Source organism: Mesorhizobium sp. WSM3879, assembly GCF_002294915.1.
Taxonomy (GTDB): domain Bacteria; phylum Pseudomonadota; class Alphaproteobacteria; order Rhizobiales; family Rhizobiaceae; genus Mesorhizobium.
This window is the reverse complement of record NZ_NSFZ01000016.1, coordinates 70,634-85,926: the sequence shown is the minus strand read 5'-3', so window position 1 is coordinate 85,926 and position 15,293 is coordinate 70,634. Positions and strand designations below refer to the sequence as shown.

The 15,293-nt window shown below is 64.7% G+C and carries 15 protein-coding genes and 1 pseudogene; 4 read left to right on the top strand and 12 right to left on the bottom strand.

Going from position 1 to position 15,293, the window contains the following annotated elements:
* Nucleotides 1-30: 30 nt before the first annotated feature.
* From CK218_RS26715 to CK218_RS26705, 3 genes are read right to left on the bottom strand one after another with little or no spacing between them, the layout of a single operon-like run.
* Entirely contained in the window at nucleotides 31-1,005 is a 975-nt protein-coding gene (locus tag CK218_RS26715) for a PfkB family carbohydrate kinase (RefSeq protein WP_095829434.1), read from the bottom strand.
* Complete coding sequence (locus CK218_RS26710) at nucleotides 1,002-2,033, bottom strand: ADP-ribosylglycohydrolase family protein (RefSeq protein WP_066992224.1); 1,032 nt, start codon at nucleotides 2,031-2,033, stop codon at nucleotides 1,002-1,004. The genes CK218_RS26715 and CK218_RS26710 overlap by 4 nt, the downstream gene beginning before the upstream one ends.
* Before the next feature lie 2 nt (nucleotides 2,034-2,035).
* Entirely contained in the window at nucleotides 2,036-2,761 is a 726-nt protein-coding gene (locus CK218_RS26705; RefSeq protein WP_066992221.1) for a GntR family transcriptional regulator, read from the bottom strand.
* A 191-nt stretch (nucleotides 2,762-2,952) separates the two neighbouring features.
* On the opposite strand from CK218_RS26705, the gene CK218_RS26700 reads away from it, so the two are divergent.
* From CK218_RS26700 to pcaF, 3 genes are read left to right on the top strand one after another with little or no spacing between them, the layout of a single operon-like run.
* Complete coding sequence (locus tag CK218_RS26700) at nucleotides 2,953-3,810, top strand: CoA transferase subunit A (RefSeq protein ID WP_066992218.1); 858 nt, start codon at nucleotides 2,953-2,955, stop codon at nucleotides 3,808-3,810.
* A complete protein-coding gene (locus CK218_RS26695) occupies nucleotides 3,807-4,607 on the top strand; it encodes a CoA-transferase subunit beta (protein WP_095829433.1) in 801 nt (266 codons plus the stop codon). Before CK218_RS26700 ends, CK218_RS26695 begins: the two co-directional genes overlap by 4 nt.
* Nucleotides 4,607-5,812 (top strand): 3-oxoadipyl-CoA thiolase, encoded by a 1,206-nt coding sequence (gene pcaF / locus CK218_RS26690; RefSeq protein WP_095829432.1) that lies wholly within the window; start codon nucleotides 4,607-4,609, stop codon nucleotides 5,810-5,812. Before CK218_RS26695 ends, pcaF begins: the two co-directional genes overlap by 1 nt.
* 13 nt (nucleotides 5,813-5,825) lie before the next feature.
* On the opposite strand, the pseudogene CK218_RS26685 reads toward pcaF, so the two are convergent.
* The 5 genes and pseudogenes from CK218_RS26685 to CK218_RS26665 all read right to left on the bottom strand — a co-directional run.
* A pseudogene (locus CK218_RS26685) lies at nucleotides 5,826-5,987 on the bottom strand (4-hydroxybenzoate 3-monooxygenase); the annotation flags it as partial.
* Between the two features lie 60 nt (nucleotides 5,988-6,047).
* Nucleotides 6,048-6,863 (bottom strand): 3-oxoadipate enol-lactonase, encoded by an 816-nt coding sequence (gene pcaD, locus CK218_RS26680; RefSeq protein WP_095779457.1) that lies wholly within the window; start codon nucleotides 6,861-6,863, stop codon nucleotides 6,048-6,050.
* 56 nt (nucleotides 6,864-6,919) lie between these two features.
* Nucleotides 6,920-7,855 (bottom strand): PfkB family carbohydrate kinase, encoded by a 936-nt coding sequence (locus CK218_RS26675; RefSeq protein WP_095829431.1) that lies wholly within the window; start codon nucleotides 7,853-7,855, stop codon nucleotides 6,920-6,922.
* Nucleotides 7,856-7,868: 13 nt separating this feature from the next.
* A complete protein-coding gene (locus CK218_RS26670) occupies nucleotides 7,869-8,738 on the bottom strand; it encodes a MurR/RpiR family transcriptional regulator (protein ID WP_095829430.1) in 870 nt (289 codons plus the stop codon).
* Nucleotides 8,735-9,727, bottom strand: a complete 993-nt coding sequence (locus CK218_RS26665) for a sugar phosphate isomerase/epimerase family protein (RefSeq protein ID WP_095829429.1) — start codon at nucleotides 9,725-9,727, stop codon at nucleotides 8,735-8,737. Before CK218_RS26665 ends, CK218_RS26670 begins: the two co-directional genes overlap by 4 nt.
* A 145-nt stretch (nucleotides 9,728-9,872) precedes the next feature.
* On the opposite strand from CK218_RS26665, the gene CK218_RS26660 reads away from it, so the two are divergent.
* Complete coding sequence (locus CK218_RS26660; RefSeq protein WP_095829428.1) at nucleotides 9,873-11,531, top strand: sulfatase-like hydrolase/transferase; 1,659 nt, start codon at nucleotides 9,873-9,875, stop codon at nucleotides 11,529-11,531.
* A 6-nt stretch (nucleotides 11,532-11,537) separates the two neighbouring features.
* Here CK218_RS26660 and CK218_RS26655 read toward each other — a convergent pair whose 3' ends face one another.
* From CK218_RS26655 to CK218_RS26640, 4 genes are all read right to left on the bottom strand, one after another.
* The gene (locus CK218_RS26655; protein WP_095829427.1) at nucleotides 11,538-12,392 is read right to left on the bottom strand and encodes a sugar phosphate isomerase/epimerase family protein; all 855 of its coding nucleotides are present in this window, start codon (nucleotides 12,390-12,392) and stop codon (nucleotides 11,538-11,540) included.
* A 1-nt stretch (nucleotide 12,393) separates the two neighbouring features.
* Nucleotides 12,394-13,170, bottom strand: a complete 777-nt coding sequence (locus tag CK218_RS26650) for an ATP-binding cassette domain-containing protein (RefSeq protein ID WP_095829426.1) — start codon at nucleotides 13,168-13,170, stop codon at nucleotides 12,394-12,396.
* On the bottom strand, nucleotides 13,167-14,159 hold the full coding sequence (locus CK218_RS26645; RefSeq protein WP_066992192.1) for an ABC transporter permease: 993 nt from the start codon (nucleotides 14,157-14,159) through the stop codon (nucleotides 13,167-13,169). Before CK218_RS26645 ends, CK218_RS26650 begins: the two co-directional genes overlap by 4 nt.
* Before the next feature lie 123 nt (nucleotides 14,160-14,282).
* Entirely contained in the window at nucleotides 14,283-15,272 is a 990-nt protein-coding gene (locus tag CK218_RS26640) for a substrate-binding domain-containing protein (RefSeq protein WP_127217102.1), read from the bottom strand.
* Between the last annotated feature and the right edge of the window lie 21 nt (nucleotides 15,273-15,293).

Genomic DNA, 15,293 nt, shown 5'->3' with positions numbered 1-15,293 from the left:
CTCTCATTGTTGGCCCGGTTGATGGGCTTGTTAAGTTGCAGTCGCGTCCTCCCGGCCATGCGCTATCGTTCCTTGATCGCGATGACTTAGGAATTCCTGGATCTCACTGTCGGTCGGCGCGGACGAGCCGCCATGACGGGTGACGGAAACGGCCGCCGCGGCGTTCGCGTAGCGCGCCGCTTCGCAGGGCGACAGGCCGCGCGACAATGCGCTGACGAAGGCGCCGATATGCGTATCGCCGGCACCATTGGTGTCGACGGCGCTGACCGCGAAGCCGGGGATCGCGTGCGTGCCGCCTTCTGCCAGCCGCACAAGGCAGCCATGCGCGCCGGCGCGGATCACGACGCCCGCGGCTTTCGGGCAGTGTTCGGCCAGAAGCCGGATCGCGACGGTCTGCGCGTCGCCACGGCCGGCTATTGCGGCGGCCTCGTCGGCGTTGCAGCTCAGCCAGTCGATGCGGGCAAGCACCCTTTCCAGGATCGGGCGCGGAATCTCCCCGATCACAGGCGTCGGATCGAAGACTACGGGAACTTCCTCCGGCAGCGCCTCGATCCAGTCGACGAGCGCTTCGCGGCTGCCAGGGTAGCTCAACGTATAGCCGGAGGTGAAAACCCAATCGCCCGGAATGACTTGGACGGGCACCATCATGTCCGGTGTCAGCACGCTCTCCGCGCCCGGCCATGAGACGAAGGTGCGTTCCGCATCGCTGCTGATCATGGCGACGCAATTGCCGCTGTCCATCAAGGGTGACGGCGGCGTCAGCGTCTCAATGCCTTCAGCGGCGAAAGCCGCGCGCAGGAAGTCGCCGTCTGCCCCGATGCCAAGCTGTCCGCCGAACACCACCTTCATGCCGGTGCGGCTCGCCGCGACCATCATGTTGAAGCCGCCGCCGGCGACGCGCGAATAGCTCGTCGCGGTCTTTTCGCTGCCCGCCGCCGGGAGAGCGTCGATGCGATATACATAGTCGACCACCGCGCTGCCGACATGAACGAGGCGCCCGCTCATGCGGCGTCCTCCTTGCCGCCACGGGCCTTCGCCATGCGCGCCGCGACAAGATCATTGGCCAACGGCTCGACCTCCGCGAGATCGATGCCCTTCAGTCCCGCGATTTGATCTTGCGGCAGGCCCGACAGGCCCGAACAGGCGCCCGCCATGCCGGCGGCGATGGCCCCTATGGTGTCGGTGTCGCCACCGAGATTGGCGCTGATCACTGCCGCTCGCCACGCATCCCCGTTGGCAACCTCCAGCACGGCGAATGCTGCAGGAATCGACTCCTGGCTGGCGACCCCCGTGCCGATCAGGTCAACGATTAACCGGATCGCCTCTTTGTCGCGCTTCCCGCGCACAAGTTCCTGCGCCCAGAGGATGCGTTCGGCGATGTCGCCGCCGGTGACCCAGTGACCGAGCGCGGCACCAAGCTTTGCCGCCGCGACGGCATGGCCGGAAGCAGCGCGCCAGTCGGCGCCCGAAACACCGAGACTGACCGCGGCAGCAACTGCGGCTGCGGAGGCAATCGCAATCGACGTATTGTGCGTAGCCCGGCAGGTTTCCGCGACTTTCGCAACCAGGGCATCGAGCGGCTCCGGGCGGATCATAATGCCGACCGGCGCAATCCGCATCGCGGCGCCGTTGGTGTCGCCAGTTCGCCCCGCTTCTTCCGCCGGCACGCCGTTATTGATGGCGTCGATGGCCCGCTTGGTCGACGGTCCAAGCAGGTCGTAACTGCCACGCGCCTTGACGTCGCGCTCCCAGTCGAGCAGCGCGTTGACCCATCGCGCATGGTCGAAGCGATTGCCGGAGCTGACCAGGATGCGGCCGAGCAGCAGGGCCTGCTCGGTGTCGTCGGTGATGGCACCTGCCGGCAGCCCCTTCGACACCGGATGGTCGACGGCGGGCGCAACGAAACCCTCGACATGGCCATAGAGCTCGGCGATGCGGGCGGGCGACAGAAGCTGTGTCGGCATGCCCAGCGCATCGCCAAGCGCGCCGCCGATCAGCGCGCCCATCGCCCGGTCGATCGCGTCGGCCGCCATGCTCAGAACTCCAGATGCAGCGCGAAATGCGCCGGGTTGAGCAGGCTGGTGACGAATTCGATGGCGCGGCCGTCGGCGGCGCGCGTCAGCCGCCGCGTCCTGAGGAACGGCGTGCCCGGCGCGCAATCGAGGATGGCGGCATCAGCAGCGCTGAGCATCTCGATGTCGACCCACTCCTCGCCATGGTCGGACACCAGCCCTGCCCCGCGCAGCGTCTGGTGCAGCGAGCCTTCGCGAAGCCCGCGCAGCGGCACGTCTTCCAGCTCGGGCGACAGTGGCAGGCGGCTGCGTTCGATCGAGATCGCATGGCCGTCATCGGCATTGGTACGGACGCGATCGACGGCGATGAAAGACGAGCTCTCGACACCGAGCTTTGCCGCGAGCTCGGCATCCTCGATGATCTCGAGCCTAAGCGTCCGGGTTTCGGCATTGGCGCCCGCATTGGCGAGCGCGCGCGACCAGCCGATCGCGTCATCGACCGGCATGCCGTCGAAAGTGACGAAGGACCCGATGCCGACCTTGGTGGTGATGAGGCCGCGGCTTGAAAGCTCTTCCAGCCCTTTGCGAACCGTGTTGCGGCTGACCGAGAAGCGCTGGACGAGCTCGTTCTCGCTCTGCAGGCGATCGCCGAAGCCGAGCACGCCTGAGCGGATCTCGTGCTCCAGAACCGTCGCGATCTGCTCGGGCTTGCCCGTGCCGGGAGTGAGTTGCGTCGCGCGACGGGCCATATAGATACCTGTTCAATGAACCTGTATAATCCTGTTCATTAGCGTATCTGAGACGAAGCGTCAACGGCCACGTCGTGCATGTCCGGATGTTTTGCGCTGCACCTCATCTGACTGCAGGCATCCTCATAGTGACGCGAGAGGGGCGCTCTCATATGCTCCGATATGAACCTTGATCTCCGGAGCAATGGACGATGGTCAACTTCCTGCCGCTGAAAAAGGCCGTTGCGGAGACTCTGCACGATGGCGATACGGTCGCCTTCGAGGGCTTCACCCATTTGATTCCGACCGCCGCGGCGCATGAGGCAATCCGCCAGGGCTTTCGCGACCTGACGCTGATCCGCATGACGCCCGACCTGATCTACGATCAGATGATCGGCATGGGCATGGCCAAGAAGATCGTCTTCTCCTATCTCGGCAATCCCGGCGTCGGCCTGCTCAGGCGCGTTCGCGACGCCATCGAGAACGGCTTTCCGCGGCCGATCGAGGTCGAGGAGCACAGCCATGCCGGCATGGCCAACGCCTATGAGGCGGGGGCCGCCGGCCTGCCCTGCGCGGTGTTCCGCGGCTATCGCGGCGCAGGCCTTGCCGCCGTCAATGCAAACATCAAGTCCATAACCTGCCCGTTTACCGGCGAGGTGCTGGCCGCCGTTCCGGCGATCCGGCCCGACGTCACCTTCATCCACGCGCAGAAGGCCGACCGCAAAGGCAATGTGCTGGTCGAAGGCATCATCGGCATCCAGAAAGAGGCCGTGCTCGCCGCCAAACGCGCGGTGGTGACCGTCGAGGAAGTGGTCGACAGTTTCGACGATCTCCACCCCAATCTGACGGTGCTGCCGAATTGGACGATCGCGGCAATCTCGATCGTGCCGGGCGGCTCCCATCCGTCCTACACGCATGGCTATTACGAGCGCGACAACTCCGCCTATCTCGAATGGGACGAGATCGCCGCCGACCGCGACCGCTTCCAGGCATGGATGCAGAAGAACGTCATCGAGAGCAGCGCAGACGACTTCGCGGCTCGCGTCGAGCATCTGAGGAAAGCCGCATGAGCGAGAATGATCTGTGCTTCACCCCCAACGAGATGATGACGATCGCCGCCAGCCGTGCGCTGAAGAACGACGATGTCTGCTTTGTCGGCATCGGGGCGCCGTCGGCCGCCTGCAATGTCGCGCGGCTGACCCATGCGCCGGACATCACGCTGATCTACGAGAGCGGCACCATCGGCACCGCGCCCCACATTTTGCCGCTGTCGATCGGCGACGGCGAATTGTGCGAGACGGCGGTCACCACCGTCGCGGTGCCGGAGATGTTCCGCTATTGGCTGCAAGGCGGCCGCATCTCGATAGGCTTCCTAGGCGCCGCCCAGCTCGACAAATTCGGCAACATCAACACTACGGTCATCGGCGACTATGCGCATCCCAAGACGCGGCTGCCCGGCGGCGGCGGCGCGCCGGAAATCGCCACCTCCTCGCGAGAGGTCTACATCACCATGGCGCAGTCGAAGCGCGGCATGGTCGAAAAGATCGACTTCTTCACCTCCTTCGGCCATGGCGAGGGTGGCGACCATCGCAAGCGGCTCGGCATCGACACCGCCGGTCCGAGCTTGCTGATCACCGACCTCGCCGTCTGGAAGCCGGACCGTGTCACCAAGGAATTCACCGTCGTGTCGCTGCATCCCGGCGTCACCCGCGAAGAGGTGCAGGCGACCTGTGGCTGGGAAGCAAAGTTTGCCGAGGCGCTTGACGAGACGCCGGCGCCGACGGAACTCGAGCTGAAGACATTGCGCGATTTGCAGGCGCGCACCAAGGCCGCGCATGCGGGTACCGCCAAAGGGAAAGCTGCATAATGACTGATGCTTTCATCTGCGACTACATCCGCACGCCGATCGGCCGTTTTGGCGGCGCGCTATCCTCGGTGCGAGCCGACGATCTCGCCGCCATTCCGCTGAAGGCGTTGGTCGAGCGCAACCTGGGCGTCGACTGGGCCACGGTTGACGACGTCGTCTTTGGCTGCGCCAACCAGGCCGGCGAGGACAACCGCAACGTCGCCCGCATGGCGCTGCTGCTGGCCGGCCTTCCCCAGGACATTCCGGGTTCGACGGTCAATCGGCTGTGCGGCTCGGGCATGGATGCCGTCACCATCGCCGCCCGAGCCATCAGGGCCTGCGAGGCCGAGCTGATGATTGGCGGCGGGGTGGAATCGATGAGCCGCGCGCCCTTCGTCATGCCGAAGGCCGACACCGCCTTCTCGCGCAATGCCGAGATCTACGACACCACCATCGGCTGGCGCTTCGTCAACCCGCTGATGAGGAAGCAGTACGGCGTCGATTCCATGCCGGAGACCGGCGAGAACGTCGCCGAGGAGTTTTTGGTCAGCAGAGCCGACCAGGACGCCTTTGCCGCGCGCAGCCAGGACAAGGCTGTTGCGGCGCAGGCCAATGGCCGGCTGGCGAAGGAGATCACGCCGGTGGCGATCCCGCAAAGAAAAGGCGAGCCAATCGTCGTCTCGAAGGACGAGCATCCCCGCGCCGGCACGACCATCGAGGCGCTGGCCAAGCTGCCGACGCCGTTCCGCCAGGGCGGCACCGTGACTGCCGGCAACGCCTCCGGCGTCAATGACGGTGCTGCCGCGCTGATCATCGCCTCCGAAGCGGCGGCCAGGAAACATGGCCTGACGCCGATCGCCCGCATTCTCGGCGGTGCTGTTGCCGGCGTCGCGCCGCGCATCATGGGTATCGGTCCCGCGCCGGCAACCAAAAAGCTCTGCGCCCGTCTCGGCTTGAGGCCTGACCAATTCGACGTCGTCGAGTTGAACGAAGCCTTCGCCTCGCAAGGCATTGCCGTGCTGCGCGAACTCGGAATTTCCGAGCAGGCGGAGCATGTGAACCCCAACGGCGGCGCGATCGCGCTCGGTCATCCGCTTGGCATGTCGGGCGCGCGCATCACCGGCACGGCGGCGCTGGAGCTGCGCGAGCGCGGCGGCCGCTACGCGTTGGCCACGATGTGCATCGGCGTCGGCCAGGGCATTGCGATTGCACTGGAACGGGTCTGACGACTCGGTCCGCTCAGTAAGGCAGGCCGACATTGTTCTCCGCCAGCGCGGTCGAGGCGGCAGTGATGTGTACGAGATAATCGAGGCCGGCTTCCTGGATGCGCTGGCCGAACTCACCCGTCTCGGGGAAGCGGTGCAGGATCGTCGTCATCCACCAGGAGAAGCGCACCGCCTCGCAATCGATTGCGATGCGTCGTCCTCGAGCCCGGTCCGGTATCGGTTGGTATTGTTTGCGTCATCGCCCATGGAGATGCTTTCCCTCAGGCAACGACGCGACGAAGGCGCGGATCAGGGCGACGACCGCGTCGGGCTGCTCGATGCAGGGTATGTGCCCGGCGCCGCGGATCAGCTCGAAGCGCGCGCCGGGGATCAGGTCGGCAAGCGAGCGCACGAGATCGGGCGGCGTCGAGCCGTCCTGGTCGCCGACGATGCAGAGCGTCGGCACCGCGATGCGGCGCGCGCTGTCGGTGAAATCCGCGTCGCGAACCGCCATACACGTGCCGATGTAACCCGGCAGCGCCTGCCTGGTCAGCATGTTGCGGCAACCGGCAAGCTCGGCGGCGCGGTTGGCATGAAAATCCGGCGTGAACCACACCTTCATGATGCCATCGGCAATCGCCTCGATGCCGTCACGCTCGACCGTCGCGATGCGGCTGTTCCAGCTCTCGGGGGTGCCTATTTTGTGCGCGGTGTCGCTGAGGATCAGCGCTTCGACGAGTTCGGGCCGCCGTGCATAGAACCCCTGCGCGACCATGCCGCCGACCGACAGGCCAAAAAGCACGACCTTCTGGAAGCCGAAGCAATCGATGAGCGCGCTCAGATCGTCGACATGGTCGTCGATCGAGCGCACGCCGCTGCCGATGTCGGAAAGTCCGTGGCCGCGCTTGTCATAGACGAGCATCGGCATCTCACCGGCAAGCCGTGCGACGACATCGTCCCAGATCCGCAAGTCGGTGCCGAGCGAATTGATGAAGATGATCGGGCGCGCAGCAGCCGTCCCGGCGATAAGGCGATGGTGCAACGCAATGCCGCCGATACTGACGAATGGCACGATCTCGATCCTCCAAACCAACATTGCACCAGTTGTCTAGATCGGTAAACCGAAGGCTACTCTGGACGGTGCACGCCGCCTTGGATCTTTTGAGGGGGCGTTTGGCGATCCGCCTCCGGGGTCGAGACCAGCAGGGCGGCGGCGGCATTCGCGGCGGCGATGGCGGCCTCGGTGGGCTCGCCGCGAGCAAGTGCAGCCGCAAAGGCACCGACGAATTCATCACCGGCGCCATGGGTGCTGACCACCTTCACCGGAATGGCAACGAGCGCCAAGGCGCGGCCATCGCGGTCGTCATAGGCGACGCCATCGCCGCCGGCGGTGACGATTGCGGCCGGACAAACGATTGCCAATTGCCGCGCTGCCTCAGCTGCGCCTTGAAGCGTGTCGACGACCGGAATGCCGGCCAGGAACTCCGCCTCTATGGCGTTGGTGATCACGATGTCGACGAGCCCGGTGAGTTCGGCGGGCAGCGGCCGGGCCGGCGCCGCGTTGAGCACGACGCAGCAGCCGTGAGCCTTCGCCGCGCGCGCGGCAGCGATGTTGGCGATTTCCGGAACTTCGTTCTGCAGCAACAGCACCGAAGTCTGCGCGAGCAGACCGGCGGCCGCCGCGACATCCTTTTCGCCGAGTGTCAGATTGCTGCCGGAAACGATCACCGCGCCGTAGTCGCCATCGTCGTCGAAGATGGCCACGCTCATGCCTGATCGGATCCCCGGTTCTGTTCGCACGAAGCGGTGATCGACATTGCTGCGGCTGAGATTGGCGAGCAGCGCGCGGCCGAAATCGTCGTCGCCGACGGCGCCGATCATCGCCGACCTCGCCCCCGCGCGCGCCGCCGACAGGGCCTGATTGCCGCCCTTGCCGCCGCATTTCGGCTGCCAGCCGAAACCGGTCACCGTCTCGCCCTTGCGCGGACGATCCGGTGCGTCGACCAGGATGTCGTAATGCAGGCTGCCGAACACGACCACCACCCCCGCTGAAGCAACGCTCATCCGCGATGATCTTTCATCTGTTCTTGTCCTGGCGTTTCGACGTCACTGCCGACATGGTGCGGCCGAGATTGTGCTCCGCCGCCTGATAGTCGCGCTGCGCCACCGCGACGAACAGCGCATCCAGGATGTTGAGCTGGGCGATACGGGCGGCCGCATTCTCGCCCATCAGCGGCGACCCCCGCGCGGTCGAGCAGAGCACGACATCCGCCTCGGCTGCCAGTGGCGAGTTGGCGTAGTTGGTTACGGCAAGCGTGCGGGCGCCGTTCTTTCTGGCGAGTTGAACGGCATCAATCACCGCGCTGCTGTTGCCGGAATGGGAAAAGCCGACGGCAATGTCTTCGGCGCCGAGGAGCGAGGCCGACATGAGCATCATGTGGGAATCGTCGTAAACCGCCGCGCGGATGCCGATGCGCAGGAACTTGTGCGAGACGTCCCGGGCAATCTGAGCTGAGCCGCCGACGCCGTAGAAGTCGCGATTTCTGGATCGATAAATGAGGTCGGCGGCCCGGTCGAAATCGCCGATGTCAAGGATCGCGAGCGTTTCCTCCAGCGCCTGTATGGAAGTGCGGAAGACCTTTTGCACGATCTCGGCCGAACTATCGTCGACGGAGAGTTCCCGGTGCATCTCGGCGGTCGGCGAGCGGCTGTATTCGCAGACTGCCGTCCGGAAGTCGCGATAGCCGGAGAAGCCCAGCTTCTTGGCGATCTTCACCACCATCGCCTCGGAGACGCCGGCCTCGTCAGCGATCTCTTTCAAAGGGATCGTCTCGTCGAAACCGCGGCGGCCGAACACGGTTTCCACCACCTTTGCCTCCAGCGGTGTGAGATGCGGCATCATCATGCGGATGCGCGGCCCCACAGCTCGGAGATCCGCGGACGTCATCCTGCATTTGCTCCGAGCAGGATTTCTTGGACGACAGCCTGAGAGGCAACCGCGTCCTGTCCGTCGAGGGCAGCCGCCAGCCGATTGTCCTGCCCCAGCCGCTCGACGACCCGCAACATGCGCTTGACGGTCGCGATGTTGACCTCGCATTCGCGCACCGGGTCGAGACCGGTCATGTCCGGAAAGGTGTCGAAATAGATGGCACCGGCGTAGCCGTCCCTGCGTATCTGGCGCAGCAGCTCGATCGTCTGCAGCGTGTGCACGGCGCCGACCATCAGGCCGTCGTCGCGCTTGGCGTAGCCATCGTTGAGATGAACGCCGAGCAACCTGCTGTGACGGGCGACAAGAGCGGCGGCAAAGGCCGGTTGCTCGTCGGCATAAAGAACATGCGCGAAGTCGAGAGTGACGCCCAGATTGGGCAGGCCGGCCTCGCGGATCGCCAGCAACGTGGTCGCGGCATCCGGCATCAGTGAATAGGAGCGCGGCTCGTTCGGCTTATATTCGAGACTGATGGCGCAATCGGGGTCATGCGCCGCAACTTCACGAATACCGTCGATTTCGTGTTGCCAAAGCGTCGCGTAGTCGGCCTGGAAAGCGTAGTCGAAACCATCCTGCCCCAGCCACAATGTCATGAGACTGGCGCCCGCCTCTTGCGCCGCATCGATGCCAGCCTTGGTAAGGTCGATGGCTTCACGCCGCACTGCCGGATCGGGATTGGTGAACGCGCCGAGCTTGAAGGCGGGATTGGAGTAGTAGCGCATCGCGAAGCCATTGATGGAAAGCCCAAGATCGCCAAGCCTCCGTGCGATTTCCCTGGGGTTTTCACCGATATGGTCGGGATAGTTGAGATCGAGATCGGTGAGCCCCTCGACCTTGGCCGCCCGCGCCGCCATCTGCAGCACCGAGGGCTTCCCGGTAAGCCCGGCCCACTCCGCCTCGGGCCGCGAGGCGAAGGAATTGAGACGGGTGGCAAAACGGTGGGATGTCATTTGGGATCCTTGGGATGCCTGAGACTTCACATGGAAAAATGATTTTGTAAAGTTCTCTGGTGAGCTGTACAGGCTGGTTGCCCTGGTTGGCATGCGCTGATTGTTCTGGCATTACCGGGTTCGAGAACCATTCCGACGGGCAGCAATGACCTCGAAACGCAACGTCCTTTTCATCATGTGCGACCAGCTGCGGTTCGATTATCTGAGCTGCGCCGGGCACAAGAGTCTGACGACGCCGAACATCGACCGGCTCGCCAGCCGCGGCGTGCGTTTCACCAATGCCTATGTGCAATCGACGGTCTGTGGCCCCTCGCGCATGAGCGCCTATACCGGCCGCTACGTCCGCTCGCACGGCTCGACGCATAATGGCGTGCCGCTCAGGGTCGGCGAGCCGACGCTGGGCGACCATCTGCGCGAGGTCGGCGTGCGTTGTGCGCTCATCGGCAAGACACATATGAAGGCCGACGAGGAAGGCATGGAGCGCCTCGGCATCGCCAAGGATTCCGTCATCGGCGTGCGTGTCGCGGAATGCGGCTTCGAGCCGTTCGAGCGTGATGACGGCCTGCACCCCTCCACCAGCTACGACCCCGATCCGGTCTACGACACCTATCTGCGCCAGCACGGCTTCGAGGCCGAAAATCCTTGGGAGCACTGGGCGAATTCCGGCGAAGGCGAGAATGGCGAGAATTTCAACGGCTGGCTGCTCGTCCATGCCGACAAGGCGGCGCGCATTCCGGAGGAGCATTCCGAGACGCCTTACATGACGCGCCGCGCCATGCGCTTCATCGAGGACGCCGAGGCCAAGGGCGAAGCCTGGTGCGCGCATCTTTCCTACATCAAGCCGCACTGGCCCTATATCGTGCCGGCGCCCTACCATGCCATGTACGGCAAGGCGGAGATCCAGCCGCCCGTTCGCAGCGAAGCCGAGCGCGTCTCGCCAAACCCGATCTTCGAAGCCTTCCAGCAGGAGCGGTATTCGAAGAACTTCTCGCGCGATGAGGTCCGCGAAACGGTTGTTCCCTGCTACATGGGCCTGATCAAGCAGATCGACGATCAGCTCGGCCATTTGTTCGACTTCATGGAGAAGCGCGGCCTATTCAAGAACACGCTTGTCGTCTTCACTTCTGACCACGGCGACTATCTCGGCGACCATTGGCTCGGCGAGAAATACCTGTTCCACGACGTCGCGGTGAAGGTGCCGATGATCGTCTACGATCCTCGTTCGGAAGCCGACGTCACAAGAGGAACCACGTCGGACGCGCTGGTCGAGATGATCGATCTCGCGCCCACCTTCCTCGATTATTTCGGCGGCAGGCCCAAGCCGCATGTCCTCGAAGGCCGCTCGCTGCTGTCGCTGACTTCGGGTGAGCGGAAGAGCCTGCGCAACTATGCCATCAGCGAATATGACTACAGCGGCGATGCGGCGCGGCTGAAGCTCGCCATGCCGGTGTCGGGCTGCAAGCTCTACATGATCACCGACGGCCTCTCCAAACTCGTCCATGGCGAAGGTGTCGAGCCGATGTTCTTCGATCTCCAGAACGACCCCGGCGAATTGCGCGACCTCGGCCGCGAGCCGTCGGCCGCTGGCGACATCGAGAGGCTGCGCAAAATGCTGATGCGCTGGCTGGCGCTGCCCAACAACCGCATCACCGTCCCCGACGAGTGGCTGACGGAGATCGACGACAAGGTCGGGCATTTCGACCCGATCATCGGCTCCGGCGTGCTCATCGGCTACTGGGACGAGGCCGAACTCGCCGAACAGCTGGAGGCGCGTCGCCGCTGGCTGACGCGCCGGGGCAACTAGCTTTCGTTACCCGAGTGTCAGCCCCGCCTTCTTCGCTTCCTCGCGCAGGAAGGGCAGCCCCACCTCGATGACGTCGCGCGGGTCGTCCGCCACCGGGCGCCATACCGCGAGCCCCCCGGCGATGTCGACGTCGACATGGTTCATGCTTTCGAGCGTGATCGGGCCCTCATAGCCGACGTCGGCGATCGCCTTCATGCAGGCTGCCCAGTTCAGCATGCCGCGCCCCGGCACGCCGCGATTGGCCTCCGACACATGGACATAGCCGAGGAAGGGCGCCGCCGCCTCGAAGCCGGCCGCGAAGCTCTCTTCCTCGATATGCATGTGGTAGGTGTCGAGATGGATGAAGATGTTGTCGGCGCCGATGCGCTCGATGATGCGCGCCGCATCGATGCCGCGGTTGATCAGATGCGTCTCGTAGCGGTTGCAGGGTTCGATGCCGAGCTTCAGGCTGCGTGCCTTCGCCGACTTTGCCGCCCGTTCGAGGAAGCGGCACATGCCGTCGATCTCCCGCTGCGTCGGCGCCCGGCCGGTGGTCTTGCCGATCGTGCCATAGGTGACGCCGCCGAGCGCCTCGGCGCCCACCTCGTTGCAGACGTTGAAGGCCGGCTGCAGGAAATCGAGCGCCTCTTCCGGCCGCTCCACCACGTCGAGCGCGCGCGGCAAGCCGAGCGACGGGATGAGCTGCACGCCATAATGGTTTGCAAAACCGCGCGTGCGCTTGGTGTCGATCTCCTCGGGTCTGAGCAGCGGGATCTCCATCAGGCCGATGCCGAGCTCCTTCAGCCGGTCCATCTGCGGCTCGATGCGGGCCAGATCCCAGACCGGGGCGATGGCGAAAGTGTGCAGTCCGAAAACATTCATATCAGCCTCGTTGCTCGTGCGCCGCCGCGGCGGCCGTGTCGCCGCCGCCGACGATGCGGCTGACGACTTCGTTCATGTTGGTTTTGGCGGTGACAAGATCGGCATCCGCCCTGCCGTGGCGCAGCACGACGATGCGATCGGTGACCGACAGCACGTCGTTCAGCCGGTGCGAAATCAAAATGACGGCGATGCCTTCAGACTTCAGCCGCCGGATGAGATCGAGCACGCTCTGCACCTCGCGCACGGCGAGCGCCGCCGTCGGCTCGTCCATGATGACGAGCTTCGGGTTGAAGGTGAGCGCCCGCGCAATCGCCACCGTCTGCTGCTGGCCGCCGGAGAAGGAGCCGACGGAACGACTGATCGACGGCAACTGCGCCCCGAGCCGCTCGATCATCCGGGCCGCCTGCCGATCCATCTCGGTCTTGTCGACAAAGCCGGGGAAGAGGCCGAGCAGCCTTTTCGTCGGCTCTCGGCCAAGGAAGATGTTGGAGGCCACGTCCTGCTGCTTGGCCAAGGACAGATCCTGGTAGATCATCTCGATGCCGAGCCGGCGCCGCTGGCCGGGATCGAGAGCGAGGATGTCCTTGCCGTCGAACTCGATCGAGCCGGTGTCGGCGCGGTAGATGCCGGTGATGGTCTTCATCAGCGTCGACTTGCCGGCGCCGTTGTCGCCGACCAGCCCGACCACCTCGCCGGCCGCGACCGACAGGTCGACGCCATGCAGCACGTCGACCGCCCCGAAGCTTTTGCGGATCTTGTGGAGCGAAAGCAGGGTCATACGCGCGACTCCTTCCGCACCTGATACTGGTCGATGAAGACCGCGAGGATGAGAACCGCGCCGATCGCCATCTGCTGGTAGTAGGACTGCACGGCAAGCAACGTCAGCCCGTTCTGCAGCACGCCCATGATCAGCGCGCCGATCATGGTGCCGAGGATCGAGGCACGGCCGCCGAACAGGTTGGTGCCGCCGATGATCGCCGCGGTGATCGCGGTGAGTTCGTAGTTGATGCCGGCGGTCGGGTCGCCCGCATTGACGCGGGCGGTGAACAAGAGACCGGCAAGCCCGGCAAGCGCGCCGGAGAGCGTGTAGATGATGCGGCGATGCTGCTCGACGCGGATGCCGGCTGCGCGCGCCGCGCCCTCGCTGTCGCCGAGCGCCAAAGTGTGGCGGCCGAAGCGCGTATAGGCAAGTACCGTATGCGCGACGATCGCCGTCAGCACGAAGATGATGACGGGCATCGGAATGCCGAGCGGCCTCCCTTGCCCGATATAGACGATCTCCGGCGGCAGGCCGTAGATCGCCCTGCCCTGCGAGATGACGAGCGCCAGCCCGCGCGCAAGGCCCAGCATGCCGAGCGTGACGATGAAGGCGGGCACGAAGGCGCGGGTGACCAGTTGGCCGTTGATGTAGCCGGCGATACTTCCGGCCAGAATGCAGGCGATCACCGCGAACACCGATGGCCAGCCGAGGTTGACGGCAACGAAGGCTCCCGCCACGCCGGCGAGCCCCATGACCGATCCAAGCGACAGATCGAGCCCACCGGAACCGATGACGAAGGTCGCGGCGATCGCCAGCACGCCGATCGTCGATGTCGCGAGCAGGATGTTGAGAAAATTGCTGAGCGACAGGAAGAAAGGCGACAAAAGCGCCATCGCCGCGCTCAGCAGCACAAGCACCAGCAGCGACTCCAGCCTGATGTGGAGCCTCTCGACGGATGCGCGCTGCACCCGAGCCCAAAACCCGGGCTGCGCCGTTTCGGAAGCCATGTCTTGACCCTTCTGGGTAGGGGGACTAGGGGAATAGGGAAGTGAGCGGGAGAGAGCCGGGTCTTGGAAGTGCAAACCTTCCTCCTCCTACTCCCTACGGACCTACTCCCCTACTCCCTTCTCTTACTTCACATATTGCAGCATCGGCTCCTTGCCGGCGTCGAGCACGTCCTTGGTCAGCACCAGGGTGGGCACCGCGATGCTTTCCTCGACCTTCTCGCCAGCCAGCGCCTTCTTGACGTTCTCGACCGCCTGCTTGCCGACGAGATAGGGAAGCTGGGCGACGGACGCGTTCAGACGGCCTTCCTTGATCGATTTCACCGCGTCGACATTGCCGTCCACGCCGATGATCGTCACCTGCTCGCCCTTGCCGGCGGCGTAGACCGATTCCACGGCGCCCAACGCCATGCCGTCGTTGGCGCAGAAGATGGCAACCAAATCGGGATGCGCCGTCAGTGTGTCGGTGGCGATCGAGGCGGCCTTGCCGCGATCCCAATCGCCCGGCAGCGAGGCGACCACCTCGAGCCCCGGCGCCAGTTCCTTGAGCTTGTCGGCAAAGCCCTTGGCGCGCTTCTCGCCGGTGATGTTGCCTGAGAGACCCTCGATCACCAGCACCGGACCCTTGGCGTCCTTGCCAAGCTTGGAGACGAGATATTCGGCCCCTTGCGCACCCGCGGCGACGTTGTCGGAACCGATATGGAAGGTGACCTTGACGCCTTCCTTGTCGAGAACCGCCTGGTCGAGATTGTTGTCGAGATCGACGATCTTGATGCCGGCATCCTGCGCCGATTTCAGGCAGGGCAAGAGGTTGGTCGAGTTGATGGCGGCGGTGATCATCGCCACCGGCTTGCGCTCGAGCATCGTGTTGCAGAGGTTAAGCTGCGGCTCGGCCGCCTGGTCGCTTTCGGCCGCCTGCTGGAAGTATTTCACGCCGGCTTCCTTGGCGCCGTCGGCGACGCCCTGCGCCATCGCGCCCCAGAACGGATTGGCCAAGGTCTTCATCAGCACGCCATATTCGCCGTCCTCGGCCTTAGCAGTGCCGACCGCGGCAAAGGTAAGCGCCACGCCCAATGCGAGAGTAAATCGATTTATCTTTGTGGAAAGCGATGTCATTCCGTCCTCCGTTTGTTTGCG

What these genes read in the sequence shown, in the direction of transcription:
- CK218_RS26715 (WP_095829434.1), bottom strand. Translation starts at nt 1,005, where the DNA reads ATGAGCGGGCGCCTCGTTCATGTCGGCAGCGCGGTGGTCGACTATGTA.
- CK218_RS26710 (WP_066992224.1), bottom strand. Translation starts at nt 2,033, where the DNA reads ATGGCGGCCGACGCGATCGACCGGGCGATGGGCGCGCTGATCGGCGGC.
- CK218_RS26705 (WP_066992221.1), bottom strand. Translation starts at nt 2,761, where the DNA reads ATGGCCCGTCGCGCGACGCAACTCACTCCCGGCACGGGCAAGCCCGAG.
- CK218_RS26700 (WP_066992218.1), top strand. Translation starts at nt 2,953, where the DNA reads ATGGTCAACTTCCTGCCGCTGAAAAAGGCCGTTGCGGAGACTCTGCAC.
- CK218_RS26695 (WP_095829433.1), top strand. Translation starts at nt 3,807, where the DNA reads ATGAGCGAGAATGATCTGTGCTTCACCCCCAACGAGATGATGACGATC.
- pcaF (WP_095829432.1), top strand. Translation starts at nt 4,607, where the DNA reads ATGACTGATGCTTTCATCTGCGACTACATCCGCACGCCGATCGGCCGT.
- CK218_RS26675 (WP_095829431.1), bottom strand. Translation starts at nt 7,855, where the DNA reads ATGAGCGTTGCTTCAGCGGGGGTGGTGGTCGTGTTCGGCAGCCTGCAT.
- CK218_RS26670 (WP_095829430.1), bottom strand. Translation starts at nt 8,738, where the DNA reads ATGACGTCCGCGGATCTCCGAGCTGTGGGGCCGCGCATCCGCATGATG.
- CK218_RS26665 (WP_095829429.1), bottom strand. Translation starts at nt 9,727, where the DNA reads ATGACATCCCACCGTTTTGCCACCCGTCTCAATTCCTTCGCCTCGCGG.
- CK218_RS26660 (WP_095829428.1), top strand. Translation starts at nt 9,873, where the DNA reads ATGACCTCGAAACGCAACGTCCTTTTCATCATGTGCGACCAGCTGCGG.
- CK218_RS26655 (WP_095829427.1), bottom strand. Translation starts at nt 12,392, where the DNA reads ATGAATGTTTTCGGACTGCACACTTTCGCCATCGCCCCGGTCTGGGAT.
- CK218_RS26650 (WP_095829426.1), bottom strand. Translation starts at nt 13,170, where the DNA reads ATGACCCTGCTTTCGCTCCACAAGATCCGCAAAAGCTTCGGGGCGGTC.
- CK218_RS26645 (WP_066992192.1), bottom strand. Translation starts at nt 14,159, where the DNA reads ATGGCTTCCGAAACGGCGCAGCCCGGGTTTTGGGCTCGGGTGCAGCGC.
- CK218_RS26640 (WP_127217102.1), bottom strand. Translation starts at nt 15,272, where the DNA reads ATGACATCGCTTTCCACAAAGATAAATCGATTTACTCTCGCATTGGGC.